Raw genomic sequence first — 13,780 nt, 5'->3', positions numbered from 1 at the left:
TCATTTTTTGTCCATCTGGCTATAGTTTTCGTCTATAAGAAATTCTAATTAGGAACAGTTAGGTTTGAGAGTTGAAATCTGCTATAATAGAGAGGACTATTTTCATTACTTGACTAGAAAGAGAATTGATATGACGACACTCATTGATGGGAAGGCGCTCGCTACAAAATTACAGGGTGAGATTGCAGAGAAAACAGCACGATTAAAAGAAGAGACAGGAGTTGTGCCTGGCCTCGTTGTCATCGTGGTAGGAGATAATCCAGCTAGCAAAATCTATGTAAGAAATAAAGAGCGTTCTGCTATTGCGGCAGGCTTTCGGAGTGAAGTGAGACGACTTCCTGAAAGCATCAGCCAAGCTGAATTATTAGAAGTGATCGAACACTACAATCAGGATCCCCTTTGGCATGGGATTTTGGTGCAGTTGCCACTGCCTAAGCATATCGATGCGGATGCAGTCCTTTTAGCGATTGACCCGGCAAAAGATGTGGATGGCTTTCATCCATTGAATATGGGGCGCTTGTGGGCTGGAAATCCTATTATGGTGCCATCGACCCCCGCTGGCATCATGGAGATGTTCAAAGAGTACGGGATTGATCTAGAAGGGAAGCGAGCAGTCGTGATTGGTCGTTCCAATATCGTTGGAAAACCAATGGCGCAGTTGCTCCTCGCCAAAAATGCGACGGTAACCTTGACCCATTCCCGGACCCATCATCTGCCTAAAATTGCTAGAAGAGCAGATATCTTGGTTGTTGCGATCGGTCGTGCGAAATTTGTAACAGCAGACTTCGTGAAAGAAGGTGCCGTCGTTATTGACGTCGGAATGAATCGCGATGAGAATGGCAAATTGTGTGGGGATGTCGATTTTGACTCCGTTGCCCCTTTGGCCAGTCATATTACTCCGGTACCAGGAGGGGTTGGGCCTATGACCGTCACAATGCTGATGGAGCAGACCTACGAAGCAGCTGTTCGTGCCTTAAAAAAATGAAAGTGTGAACAAGATGAAGTTTGTATTTGATTTAGATGGAACCCTTTCATTCGATGGTGTCACAATCGATGATGAAATCAAACAGGTCTTATTGAGAGCAGAAGAATTTGGTCATGAAGTTGCCTTTGCTTCTGCACGTTCTTACCGGGACTGCTTGGGCCTTTTAGGAGATCCATTGAGTCAGCAACTCGTGATAGGCTTAAATGGTGGATTGGCCTATCGCCAGGGGCAATTGGTATATGAGGAACAATTGGACAAGGATGTGTATCGGGAAGTCCTTGGCTTTTGTCGCCATTACAATCTACCATTTTTTGTGGATGATACCTTTGATTATAGCGGACAGATTTTGGAAAAGATTCCTTTTGTTGCGAATGTAGATCCCCTCAAGAAAGCCCAGTATCGGTCTTTAGAGGAGCTGACAGATCCGATTAAGGTCGTGATCTATATGGGTGGCCATGAGGAGCTCGTGGATGAGATCATCGAGCGGATTGAAAAGACAGACAAGGCCCATATCCGCTATCATGCGCATGAAAAATGCATCTATCTCAATCCAGCAGACACGCATAAAGCGACAACCGTAGAAGAACTCTGTGGAGAGAATTTCGTGGCTTTTGGCAATGATCAAAATGATATCGAGCTCTTTGAAAAAGCTCTTTATGCAGTTCAGATTGGTGATTTTCCAGCCCTTCAGCCTTATGCGGATGATCAATTGGTAGCCAAACAAAATCAACCACAAGCTGTGGCTGCTAAGATCTTGCAAGTCTTCGCAGAATTCAGAGGAAAATAAAAGATGGAGGGGGAGTCGTGGCTTCTCCTTTTTCGCTAGAAATGAGGAAGGTATGAAAACAGTTCAGAAAGAAGAGATCCAACGTGTCATTGCAAAGCGAGAGGTGAATTCTTATAAGGGAGATTTTGGTCGCCTGCTCTTGATTGGGGGGACTTACCCCTATGGGGGAGCCATCATTATGGCGGCGCTTGCTGCGGTTCATAGTGGTGCGGGGCTGGTTACTGTAGCAACAGATCCTGATAATCTGACAGCCCTTCATAGCCATCTTCCTGAAGCTATGGGCTTTGATTTGGCAGATCACGAACTCCTTTGTGAGCAGCTCCAAAAAGCTAGCGTGATTCTCGTAGGACCGGGCTTAAAGGAAGCAAGAGAAAACCAAGCAATCTTGCACATGATTTTTGAACAAGTCTCTAGCCAGCAGGTCTTGATATTAGATGGAGGAGCTATCAGTCTTTTTACAGCCTCTCAGTTTGACCTGCCAGAAGCTCAGTTGGTCTTTACCCCTCATCAAAAAGAATGGGAAAAACTGTCAGGGATTGATCTTGCAAGCCAGACTAAAGACAAGAGTCGAAGAGCAGTACAGAACTTTCCTCAAGGGACTGTCATTGTAGAAAAAGGGCCTCACACCCGCATTTGGACAAGTGGGCAAGAAGAGGGCTATCAGCTAGATGTTGGTGGTCCCTATCAAGCAACAGGGGGTATGGGAGATACCTTGGCAGGGATGATCGCAGGATTTGCGGGTCAATTCCCACAGGTCAGTCTCTATGAGCGCGTGGTGGTTGCGACCTATCTCCATTCAGCCATTGCTGAGGACTTGAGCAAGGAGGCCTATGTGGTTCTACCCACGACCATTAGCCAAGAAATTCCCAAATGGATGAAAAAGTGGAGTGACAAAGATCAGGTTACCAGCACTGAAAATAGAAAATAGGTAAAAAAGATGAAGGAAAGCATTCGAAAAGCAAATCAGTATATCGATGAAAACAGGGAGAGGGTTAACCAGCAATATAGAGGAGCATTTCATTTGCTACCTCCAATCGGCTGGATGAACGATCCAAATGGCTTTGTTTATTTCCATGGGGAATACCATTTGTTTTACCAATTCTATCCCTATGATAGTGTTTGGGGGCCCATGCATTGGGGGCATGCCAAATCAAAAGATCTTCTCCATTGGGAAGAATTGCCAGTAGCTTTAGCACCAAGTGAAAGCTATGATAAGGATGGTTGTTTCTCGGGTAGTGCTATTGTGAAAGATGACAAGCTCTATTTGCTGTATACTGGTCATGTAGACGATGAGGAAAAGCGCGAAGAGACTCAGTGTCTTGCGGTTTCGACAGATGGCATTACCTTTGAAAAAATCCCCACTAATCCAGTGATCCATTCTCACCATATTGAGGGGATTGCAGATATTGCAGATTTTCGTGATCCTAAAGTATTTGAATACCAAGGAAGCTATTACGCTGTCGTTGCTTCTAAGACACCGGATGAGAGAGGTCAAATTCTCCTATTTGCATCAAGTAATCTAGTAGATTGGACCTTTACATCAGTTCTTTTAGAAGGTGAAAAAGGGCAAGGGATTATGTGGGAGTGTCCCGATTTCTTCCCTTTAGATGGCAAATGGGTCTTGATCCTGTCTCCCATTGAAATGGAAAGGCAGCAAGAAAAATACTGGAACTTAAATTCGACGGTTGCCTTTATCGGTGACATGAATTGGGAAACAGGGCGCTTTCATGTCGATTCCTATGATGAAATCGATGGCGGTTTGGATTTCTATGCCCCTCAAACTTGTCAAGGACCAAATGGCGAACGATACATGGTTGCCTGGATGCAAATGTGGCACCGGTCTATCCCCAGTCATGATTTAGCTCATGGGTGGGCAGGTAGTATGACTCTTCCAAGAAAATTGTCTCTGAAAAACGGACGATTGGTTCAGGGGTTACCTGAGTCAGTGAAAGAACACTTTCTTGTAGAGCATGCGTCAGAAACCATTGTTAAGGCCAATCAGATCACGATCCCAGCGAAAGGGAAACAAACCTTGTTTGAACTAAATGCCAAACCGGGTCGCTCCTTTATCCTAGGTTATGGTGATGAAACTGATCCTGATAGTGTCTTGCAATTGAGTTACGACGCCTCTCAAAAACGCTTTAGCTTAAGTCGAGACCAATTTGGGCACCCAATTTCTGGAAAAGAAAATCCAGCATTTCAATCGAGATGGATTCAGTTGGATGCTGAAAAAGATCATCATTTTTCGATCATTCGCGATACCAACTCCATCGAAGTATTCGTGGATGGTAAAACTCTCTCGATGACTTTTTATGAAACGACTGAGAATCCCGTCTATACTCTCACGGCAGATGAAGGGGTTGATTGGGTCGTGAAAACCTATCAAAAATAGAAAATCAATAGCCTCCTAAAGAATAAAAGACAAGTCCTATGACTTGTCTTTTTGTTGTATCCTAAATAGGATTTGTGTTCATCGAAGAAAATTTGGGAATTGGTCTCATGACCGATCTGACTCTCTTCCCAGAATATCCAAATCTTGTCAAAATTCCGCTGGTTGAAGAGGAAAAAACAGTCTTCTATATTAGTTATGCCTATCCAAATGAAGGGGAACCCCAAGCGCTTCTTAGCTCCTTTATTGAACGGTTGGAGAAGTGTGAAAAATAAGGAAGCTGGTGTCAAACAGACAAATAGAAAGTGTCTTGAATAAAATGAGGCTTGTAGAGAAAGGAAATTCATGATTTCGCTTTGTCTGCCAGCCTTTTTTGGCGTTTTTTGGTATAATTAAACTTGATCATATTCTGCAGAAAGGAGTTCCTATGTCCAACTATTTATCCGTATCAAGTTTGACCAAATATTTGAAATTAAAATTTGATAAGGATCCCTATTTGGAAAGGGTTTATCTGACAGGGCAGGTCTCCAATTTCCGAAAACGCCCCAACCACCAGTATTTTTCATTAAAGGATGAAAAAGCGGTTATTCAGGCGACGGTCTGGGCTGGGGTTTATCGAAGCTTTGGTTTTGAGCTGGAAGAAGGCATGAAGATCAACGTCATCGGTCGCATTCAGCTCTATGAGCCAAGCGGGAGTTATTCCATTGTCATTGAAAAGGCTGAGCCAGATGGGGTAGGGGCCTTGGCCATCCAATTTGAACAACTCAAGAAAAAGTTGACCGAAGAAGGGCTGTTTCAGGATCGGTGGAAGCAAGCTCTGCCACAATTTCCAAGAAAGATTGGGGTCATCACCAGTCAAAGTGGGGCCGTGATTCGCGATATTATCACAACGGTGAGCCGACGCTTCCCTGGTGTAGAGATTGTGCTCTACCCGACCAAGGTTCAGGGTGAAGGCGCATCTAGTGAGGTGGTTGCTAATATTCAAAGAGCCAACCAACGGGATGATTTGGATGTCTTGATTATCGGTCGTGGGGGTGGTTCGATTGAAGACCTCTGGGCCTTTAATGAAGAAGCGGTGGTGCGAGCCATCTTTGAATCGCGGATTCCGATTATCTCCAGTGTTGGACATGAGACAGATACGACTCTAGCCGATTTTGTAGCAGACAGACGAGCCGCTACTCCGACAGCCGCTGCTGAATTGGCCACTCCAGTAACCAAATTGGATCTCTTGTCCCATTTACAAAAGCAGGAAAATCGCATGGCAACAGCCATGTCCAATCGCTTGGCCTATAATCGTGAACGCTTGGCCAAATTAAGTCAATCGGTCATTTTTAGACAGCCTGAAAGACTCTATGATGGCTACCTGCAAAAGATTGACCAGTTGCAATTGCGATTGAAACAAGGGATGCGGGATGCTTATGGCCAAGGGGCCAATCAGCTGCAAGGTCTGCGTCATCGCCTAGAAGCCATGTCTCCTTTGCATCGCATCGAGCGCTACCAAGATCGCCTGCTCCAAGATAAGAGAATCTTAACCAACCGAATGGAACAAGTTTTAAAAGAGCAAAAAATCAAGGTGCAAGGCTTATCAGAAGCCCTCTTGATGCTCGATACTAGTCGGATTATTGCGCGTGGCTATGCCATGGTTAAGGAAGGGGATCAGGTACTAGATTCGGTTGCAAAAGTAACAGAAGGGGACCCGCTGTCACTCATCATGAGAGATGGCCAGTTAGAAGTAGAGGTAAAACATGTCGAAAGAAAAGAAATTTGAAGAAAATTTAGCAGATTTGGAAGCCATCGTCCAAAAATTGGAAAGTGGGGATGTGGCTCTTGAAGAAGCCATTACAGAATTTCAAAAAGGAATGAAGTTGTCAAAAGAATTGCAAGATACCTTGGATCAAGCAGAGAAAACCTTGGTCAAGGTCATGCAGGCAGATGGTACTGAAGCGGATCTAGCATGAGACAAGAAGAAAAACGAAATAGAGTAGAGCAAGCAGTTCGCTCTTTTTATGAGGAGAAAGCCGTCGCCCCCCATTTAGTGGAGTCGGTCCTGTATTCGATCCAGGCAGGCGGAAAACGCCTGCGCCCCATGCTCCTTCTAGAATTGTTAGAGGCCTTTGGACTGGAATTGACGGAGGCTCACTTTCAAGTGGCAGGAGCTTTGGAGATGATCCATACAGGAAGCCTTATTCATGATGATCTGCCTGCCATGGACAATGATGATTACCGTCGGGGGCAATTGACCAATCATAAGAAATTCGGAGAAGACCTGGCAATTTTAGCAGGGGATGCGCTTTTTCTCGATCCCTTTGGGATGATAGCTGCGAGTGCCCTTCCAGATGCGGTCAAGGTCTCTTTGATTCTTGAATTGTCAGATGCTTCCGGTAGTCGTGGAATGGTAGCTGGCCAAGTCCTTGATATGGAAGGGGAACACAAACAGCTCACGCTAGCAGAGTTGCAGACTATCCATGCCAATAAGACAGGACGCCTCCTTGCCTATCCTTTCATCGCAGCAGGTTTGATGTTAGAGTTGCAAGCAGACATTGCTCAGCTCTTAGAAAAAATCGGGAAAAAATTAGGCCTGGCTTTTCAAGTGCGGGATGATATTTTGGATTTGGTAGCTGATTTTGAAGCTTTGGGGAAGACTCCTCAAAAGGACTTAGTAGCTGAAAAATCGACCTATCCAGCCCTGTTGGGATTGGAAGAATCAAAAGCTTTGCTGACAAGTGAATTAGACGCTTGCGAGGACTTGTTGGATCAGATTACAAGTGCTTGTGACTTTGATCCGCGAGCGATCAAGAAATTAATAGAAGGATTACGAATAGATGGCTAAGGAAAGAGTGGATGTATTAGCCTATAAACAAGGCCTATTTGATACCCGCGAACAAGCCAAAAGAGGGGTGATGGCAGGTCTTGTCGTTGCCGTTATCAATGGTGAGCGCTTCGATAAACCGGGTGAAAAAATTGATGAAGCAACCGAGTTGAAATTAAAGGGCGAAAAGCTCAAATATGTCAGCCGGGGCGGTCTTAAATTAGAAAAAGCCCTGAACCAATTCGGTTTATCTGTAGAGGATAAAATTGCGATTGATATTGGAGCTTCTACAGGTGGCTTTACAGATGTCATGCTGCAAAACGGAGCCAGCCAGGTCTTTTCGGTGGATGTCGGGACCAATCAGTTGGCCTGGAAATTGCGCAATGATCCTCGGGTGGTCTCGATGGAACAGTTCAATTTCCGCTATGCCGAGCCAGATGATTTTGAAGCGACACCGAGCTTTGCGAGTATCGATGTCAGCTTTATTTCCTTGGACTTGATTCTGCCAGCCCTTCACCGGATTTTGGCAGATAATGGACAAGTCGTGGCCTTGGTGAAACCTCAGTTTGAGGCAGGACGCGAACAGATCGGGAAAAATGGGATCATTAAGGATCCTAAGATTCATTTAGCCGTTCTGGAAAAGGTCGTTGCTTTTGCAGGAACACATGGCTTTTCCGTGATGGGAGTGGATTATTCCCCTATCCAAGGAGGCCATGGCAACATCGAATTTTTGATGTATCTAGAAAAAAAAGAAGAGAAAACAAAGCCGACTACAGAGCAGCTGGAGGCTGTTGTGGAGCTGGCACACAAGGAATTTAAACATGAAGAGTAAGAATATCAGATTAGAAAAAATTCGTCGCTTCATTCGCGATCATGAAGTGGGGACGCAAGAAGAGATCGTCGAACATTTGAAAGAAGAAGGCATCTCAGCAACTCAAGCGACGGTGTCACGGGATATCAAAGAATTGGGCATCGTAAAACGCCCTCTGAAAGACATGACCTATGTCTATGAATTGCCACGTAAGCACCACCAAGGGATTGGGATGATTGAAAGCAATATCTTGTCTCATCGTCGCATGGGAGAATATGTCAATTTCACCATGGTTCCAGGGACAGCTCCTTTAGTTAAACGTCGCTTGCGGGAGATTTATAAGGAGCATATCTTTAGTATTGTTGCAGATGATGACACGATCTTACTGATCGCCTATTCAGCTCCAGAAGCAGAGAACATCCTCAAATCAATTTTTGGGTGGTAAGAGCCTATGCTATTAGAAATTTCGATTAAGAACTTTGCCATTATCGAAGAGATTTCCTTAAATTTCGAAAAGGGAATGACGGTACTGACAGGGGAAACAGGTGCAGGGAAATCCATCATCATCGATGCCATGAACATGATGCTGGGAAGCCGCGCAACGACGGACGTCATTCGACATGGAGCCCCAAAAGCGGAAATCGAAGGGCTCTTCACCATTGAGAGCAATCGCCACTTGACGGCTCTCTTTGAAGAACAAGGACTAGAGTGGACCGATGAATTGATCATTCGCCGAGAAATCTTGCAAAATGGACGAAGTGTCAGCCGGATCAATGGTCAGATGGTGAATTTATCTGTCTTAAAGGCAGTCGGTCAACATTTGGTGGACATCCATGGCCAGCATGATCAGGAAGAACTCATGCGCCCCCAATTGCATATCGCTATGCTGGATGAATTTGGGGATGCAGCCTTTTTCCAAACCAAAGATGCTTATCGTCAGACCTTCGAAGACTACAAACGCTTGCGCAAACAAGTAGTGGAACTTCAGCGCAACCAGCAGGAAAACAAGGCCCGTATTGAGATGTTGGAGTTTCAAATTGCAGAGATTGAGGCAGCTGCCTTGGAAGTGGATGAGGACCTGCGTCTGGAGCAAGAACGCCAACGCCTGCTCAACCACAAGATGATTGCAGATACCTTAACCAATGCCTATACCATGCTGGATGCAGAAGAATTTTCGAGCCTCTCCAATGTTCGCTCAGCCATGAATGATCTGGAAAGTATCGAAGAATATGATCCCAGCTACAAAGAGCTCTCAAGCCAGTTATTGGAAACCTTCTATGCCCTTGAGGATATTACCAAGCGCTTAGAAGATGTGGTCGATGGTCTGGAGTTTGATGGCAATCGTCTCATGCAGGTGGAATCGCGTTTGGATTTGATCCACTCCATCACTCGCAAGTATGGTGGCCAAGTCAAGGACGTCTTGGAATACCTGGCGCAAATCACCAAAGAATATAGCCTCCTCACCGGAAGTGACCTCTCGTCTGAGGACTTGGAAAAAGAACTGAAACGTTTGGAAAAGAGTTTGGTCACCTTGGCTCAAGATTTGAGTGATCAGCGGCATACTCTGGCTCAAGCTTTGGAAAATGAAATCCAGCAAGAATTGGCAGATCTCTACATGGACAAGGCGCGTTTTCAAGTGCGTTTTAGCAAGGCTAAGTTTAATCGTGAGGGAAATGAAGCTGTCGAATTTTACATTTCGACCAACCCAGGTGAGGACTTTAAACCTCTTGTCAAGGTAGCATCCGGCGGAGAATTGTCACGCTTGATGTTGGCCATTAAGTCTGCTTTTTCTCGAAAAGAAGGAAAAACCAGTATCGTCTTTGACGAGGTGGATACAGGAGTCTCTGGGCGCGTGGCCCAAGCCATCGCAGCGAAAATTCATAAGATTGGTCAAAATGGCCAAGTGCTTGCCATTTCTCACCTGCCTCAAGTCATCGCTGCAGCAGATTATCAATTCTATATTGAGAAAATCAGTGATGAACACTCAACTGTATCTACTGTGCGTTTGCTCAATAGAGAAGAACGAATCGAAGAAATTGCTAAGATGCTGGCAGGAGAGGATCTAACGGAAGCTGCCCGTCAACAGGCAGAGCAACTTCTCAAGCGTTAAGAGAAAGAAGGTTTATAACCATGTCAACATACTTTGTAGTCGGAGATATTCACGGGAAAGCACAAATGCTAGAAGAGCTCATGACAGAGTGGGACGGAAAAGCTCAATTGGTCTTTTTAGGGGATTTGATAGATCGAGGCGAAAACAGCAAACGATCGATTGAGATCGTAAAAGACTACGTAGACCATCACGGAGCTGTTTGCCTTTCCGGGAACCACGAGTACATGTTTTTAGCTTGGTTGGACAATCCAGAAGAACGTTATGACCACTACCGAAGAAATGGTGGCGATACGACCATTAATTCTCTATTGGGACGCCCGCTCGATGCTCCTGTAGATGGGGTTGCAGATGCGCAAGCAATAGAGAGCACTGTTCCTGAATTGGTGGCCTTCATCCGCAGTTTGCCTTTTGACTACGAGACAGAGACCTATTACTTTGTTCACGCTGGTGTGGATCTAAGCCTTGAAAATTGGCGAGAAACCAGTGATTACCAAAAAGTTTGGATCCGAAAACCATTCCATGAAGCGGAGAATCATACAGGCAAATGGATCGTCTTTGGCCATACACCAGTCTATGGACTGCTCAATGAGCCAGTCGGTACCGAAAATCTTTGGATTTCAGATCAAAAAATGGGTGTCGATGGGGGCGCTGTTTATGGAGGGGTTCTCCATGGGTTGCTCTTGGATGATCAAGGAATTGTCCAAGACCATGTCCTTCACAATACAGGTTTTTCTGCTGCAGATGATTAAGGGAGCCGAACTAGTTATCTTTCACTGCAAAAACCCGTGTTTTTTGATATAATGAAAGCAGAACATTCTTAGGAAGAGTATAGAAATATATGGCAAATATTAAAATAGTTACAGACTCATCTATTACAATTGAACCTGAAGTGGTTGAAGAATATGGCATTACCATTGTGCCACTTTCTGTTATGGTGGATGGAGTCCTTTATTCCGACAGTGAGTTGGGCGAAGGGGACTTCTTGCGCTTAATGCAGTCTAGCAAAAATCTTCCAAAGACCAGCCAACCACCCGTTGGAGTCTTTGCGGAGATTTATGAAAAGTTAGCAGCAGACGGAGCTCATATCGTTTCGATTCATATGTCTCATGCCTTGTCAGGAACAGTAGAGGCGGCACGTCAAGGAGCAACCTTGTCAGGAGCAGAAGTGACTGTGATTGATAGTGGCTTTACAGACCAAGCCATGAAGTTCCAAGTCGTTGAAGCAGCCAAGTTGGCCAAAGAAGGAGCTGATTTAGACACTGTCTTGGCCCGCATTGAAGAAGTTAAAGAAAAGACAGAGTTGTATATCGGCGTATCTACCTTGGAAAATCTGGTTAAAGGTGGTCGGATTGGCCGTGTTACCGGACTTTTGAGCTCGCTTCTTAACATCCGTGTGGTGATGCAAATGAAGGACCATCAGTTGGAACCAATCGTCAAGGGCCGTGGAAACAAGACCTTTAAGAAATGGTTGGATGAATTGGTAGAGAAACTTTCCCATAGTAAGGTGGCTGAGATCGGGATTTCTTACGCAGGGACACCAGAATGGGCCAATGAAATGAAGGCTCAGTTGCAATCGCTCGTTGAAAAAGCAATCCCAGTTCTCGAAACTGGATCGATTATCCAAACTCATACAGGTGAGAATGCATTTGCAGTTTTGGTACGCTACGAATAAGCTGAATAAAAGTTTGAAAAAACAGGTTTAGTACTTGACCTAAAGGCTTTTTTTAGATATTATAGTACTGTTAAGGCGTAAAGCCTAAAAAAAATTGGAGGATTTGTTAAATGGCTAACAAACAAGATTTGATCGCAAAAGTGGCAGAAGCTACAGAATTGACTAAGAAAGATTCAGCAGCAGCTGTTGATGCTGTATTCGCAGCAGTTTCAGAATACCTTTCAAAAGGTGAAAAAGTTCAATTGATCGGTTTCGGTAACTTCGAAGTTCGTGAACGTGCAGCTCGTAAAGGTCGCAACCCACAAACTGGTAAAGAAATCAAAATCGCAGCTTCTAAAGTTCCAGCATTCAAAGCTGGTAAAGCTCTTAAAGAAGCAGTTAAATAATTGCATTTTGAAAAGCCATCCTAGATTTCTAGGATGGTTTTTTTGTTGGACAGCTCTATAGGATAAGGGTATAATAGGAAAAAAGAAAGAGAGAAAAGACCATGCGATTCATTTTAGGCCTCTTTGCCTTGTTGTTTATCCGACCTATTTTGTATCTATTGAAAGGGCTGTGGTTCGTACTGGAATTTTGCTTTATGATCCTCGTGGTCAAAATGATCCTAGGGACCGTGCGCTGGATGACCAGTTGGATCGGTTGAGAGAAGATTAGACTCGCTTTTCCATTTTCAGGCTCGTGAATCAATGTCCACTGGACATAAACTCGCTTTTCGGTTTTCAGGCTCATGAAAAAAATGTCCCCCGGACATTTTTTTTAATTAAAAGCATTCTAAATAGTGATTTATTTTGAAACATGATATAATAAGGGTAACGAATCGATTAAATCATATTGGAAAGGGGGAATCATAGTGAACGCATTGCATCGTCATGAAGAAGAGCGCGTGGAAGAAGTCTTGCAAAATTTGCGTGCCAAGGGCATTCGGATTACCGATACCCGCAGAGCAGTTCTTTCCTATTTAGTGGCGAGTCATGAACATCCAAGCGCTGAGAAGATCTATCGTGATTTATTGCCTCAGTTTCCAAGCATGAGTCTAGCAACTGTCTACAACAATATCAAGGTTTTAATTGATGAGGGTGTTGTTTCTGAGATCAAGGTTCGCAATGATACCACGACCTATTTTGATTTCATGGGGCATGACCATTTGAATGTGGTGTGTGAAAAATGTGGCCGTATCGCAGATGTGGACATTGAAGTCCCAGATCTGCGCGAAGAAGCAGCCAGTCAAAGTGGCTACCAGATCACCAAGACCCAGATGACCGTCTATGGCATTTGCCCTGACTGTCAGAAAAATTAATGTGAGAGAAATCAGAGCTGTCAGGCTCTTTTTTGTGAGAAATTGCACTTTTCTATGGTCGCCACTAGATTTTTTACTGAAAATCTAGTAGAATAAAATAGATAAACGGGGGAAACCTCGGAGAATAAAAAGGAGATCCATCTAATGGTAAAATTGGTTTTTGCTCGCCACGGTGAGTCTGAATGGAACAAAGCTAACCTTTTCACTGGTTGGGCTGATGTTGATTTGTCTGAAAAAGGTACACAACAAGCGATCGACGCTGGTAAATTGATCAAAGAAGCTGGTATCGAATTTGACCAAGCATACACTTCAGTATTGAAACGTGCGATCAAAACAACAAACCTTGCGCTTGAAGCTTCTGACCAATTGTGGGTCCCAGTTGAAAAATCATGGCGCTTGAACGAACGTCACTACGGTGGTTTGACTGGTAAAAACAAAGCAGAAGCTGCTGAACAATTTGGTGATGAACAAGTTCACATCTGGCGTCGTTCATACGATGTATTGCCTCCTGCAATGGACCGTGATGATGAACACTCAGCACACACTGACCGTCGTTATGCTTCACTTGACGATTCAGTGATTCCAGATGCTGAAAACTTGAAAGTGACTTTGGAACGCGCCCTTCCATTCTGGGAAGATAAAATCGCTCCAGCTCTTAAAGACGGTAAAAACGTATTCGTAGGAGCACACGGTAACTCAATCCGTGCTCTTGTAAAACATATCAAACAATTGTCAGACGACGAAATCATGGATGTGGAAATCCCTAACTTCCCACCATTGGTATTCGAATTTGACGAAAAATTGAACGTTGTAAAAGAATACTATCTTGGAAAATAAAAATATCCAGTGGATATTTTTATCCCGAGCCTGAAAACGCAAAAGCGAGGCAATTATAACGTGATTCGTTATCAATCATAGAA

Annotated in this window: 16 protein-coding genes; all 16 read left to right on the top strand. The window is 44.3% G+C overall.

What is annotated here, in order from left to right; genetic code table 11:
- The first annotated feature begins 130 nt into the window (after positions 1-130).
- On the top strand, positions 131-985 hold the full coding sequence (locus SM122_RS04350) for a bifunctional methylenetetrahydrofolate dehydrogenase/methenyltetrahydrofolate cyclohydrolase (RefSeq protein WP_041826248.1): 855 nt from the start codon (positions 131-133) through the stop codon (positions 983-985).
- 13 nt (positions 986-998) lie between these two features.
- Positions 999-1,772, top strand: coding sequence for an HAD-IIB family hydrolase (locus tag SM122_RS04345; protein ID WP_049487481.1), 774 nt, complete (start codon positions 999-1,001; stop codon positions 1,770-1,772).
- A gap of 52 nt (positions 1,773-1,824) precedes the next feature.
- The gene (locus tag SM122_RS04340) at positions 1,825-2,700 is read left to right on the top strand and encodes an NAD(P)H-hydrate dehydratase (protein WP_324737834.1); all 876 of its coding nucleotides are present in this window, start codon (positions 1,825-1,827) and stop codon (positions 2,698-2,700) included.
- A gap of 9 nt (positions 2,701-2,709) precedes the next feature.
- Positions 2,710-4,164, top strand: coding sequence for a glycoside hydrolase family 32 protein (locus SM122_RS04335; RefSeq protein WP_324737833.1), 1,455 nt, complete (start codon positions 2,710-2,712; stop codon positions 4,162-4,164).
- 74 nt (positions 4,165-4,238) lie between these two features.
- Positions 4,239-4,436: a type 2 periplasmic-binding domain-containing protein gene (locus SM122_RS04330; RefSeq protein ID WP_070589596.1), complete on the top strand. Its 198-nt coding sequence runs from the start codon at positions 4,239-4,241 to the stop codon at positions 4,434-4,436.
- 152 nt (positions 4,437-4,588) lie between these two features.
- Complete coding sequence (gene xseA / locus SM122_RS04325) at positions 4,589-5,929, top strand: exodeoxyribonuclease VII large subunit (protein WP_324737832.1); 1,341 nt, start codon at positions 4,589-4,591, stop codon at positions 5,927-5,929.
- Positions 5,907-6,119 (top strand): exodeoxyribonuclease VII small subunit, encoded by a 213-nt coding sequence (locus SM122_RS04320; protein ID WP_003006013.1) that lies wholly within the window; start codon positions 5,907-5,909, stop codon positions 6,117-6,119. The genes xseA and SM122_RS04320 overlap by 23 nt, the downstream gene beginning before the upstream one ends.
- Positions 6,116-6,991, top strand: coding sequence for a polyprenyl synthetase family protein (locus tag SM122_RS04315; protein WP_324737831.1), 876 nt, complete (start codon positions 6,116-6,118; stop codon positions 6,989-6,991). Before SM122_RS04320 ends, SM122_RS04315 begins: the two co-directional genes overlap by 4 nt.
- A complete protein-coding gene (locus SM122_RS04310) occupies positions 6,984-7,802 on the top strand; it encodes a TlyA family RNA methyltransferase (RefSeq protein ID WP_324737830.1) in 819 nt (272 codons plus the stop codon). Before SM122_RS04315 ends, SM122_RS04310 begins: the two co-directional genes overlap by 8 nt.
- Entirely contained in the window at positions 7,792-8,226 is a 435-nt protein-coding gene (locus tag SM122_RS04305; protein WP_003006022.1) for an arginine repressor, read from the top strand. Before SM122_RS04310 ends, SM122_RS04305 begins: the two co-directional genes overlap by 11 nt.
- Before the next feature lie 6 nt (positions 8,227-8,232).
- A complete protein-coding gene (recN, locus tag SM122_RS04300; RefSeq protein WP_324737829.1) occupies positions 8,233-9,891 on the top strand; it encodes a DNA repair protein RecN in 1,659 nt (552 codons plus the stop codon).
- A 20-nt stretch (positions 9,892-9,911) separates the two neighbouring features.
- Positions 9,912-10,640: a metallophosphoesterase gene (locus SM122_RS04295; RefSeq protein ID WP_324737828.1), complete on the top strand. Its 729-nt coding sequence runs from the start codon at positions 9,912-9,914 to the stop codon at positions 10,638-10,640.
- 89 nt (positions 10,641-10,729) lie between these two features.
- Positions 10,730-11,563: a DegV family protein gene (locus SM122_RS04290; RefSeq protein ID WP_070594395.1), complete on the top strand. Its 834-nt coding sequence runs from the start codon at positions 10,730-10,732 to the stop codon at positions 11,561-11,563.
- Positions 11,564-11,673: 110 nt separating this feature from the next.
- Positions 11,674-11,949, top strand: a complete 276-nt coding sequence (locus tag SM122_RS04285) for an HU family DNA-binding protein (protein WP_003006038.1) — start codon at positions 11,674-11,676, stop codon at positions 11,947-11,949.
- Between the two features lie 464 nt (positions 11,950-12,413).
- Positions 12,414-12,860, top strand: a complete 447-nt coding sequence (locus SM122_RS04280; protein WP_003006041.1) for a Fur family transcriptional regulator — start codon at positions 12,414-12,416, stop codon at positions 12,858-12,860.
- A 144-nt stretch (positions 12,861-13,004) separates the two neighbouring features.
- Entirely contained in the window at positions 13,005-13,697 is a 693-nt protein-coding gene (locus SM122_RS04275; protein ID WP_003012031.1) for a phosphoglycerate mutase, read from the top strand.
- The last annotated feature ends 83 nt before the right edge of the window (positions 13,698-13,780 follow it).

Source organism: Streptococcus gingivalis (assembly GCF_035544715.1).
GTDB classification, from domain to species: Bacteria; Bacillota; Bacilli; order Lactobacillales; family Streptococcaceae; genus Streptococcus; species Streptococcus gingivalis.
The sequence above is the reverse complement of the archived record's forward strand: the minus strand, read 5'-3'. Positions and strand labels throughout refer to the sequence as shown.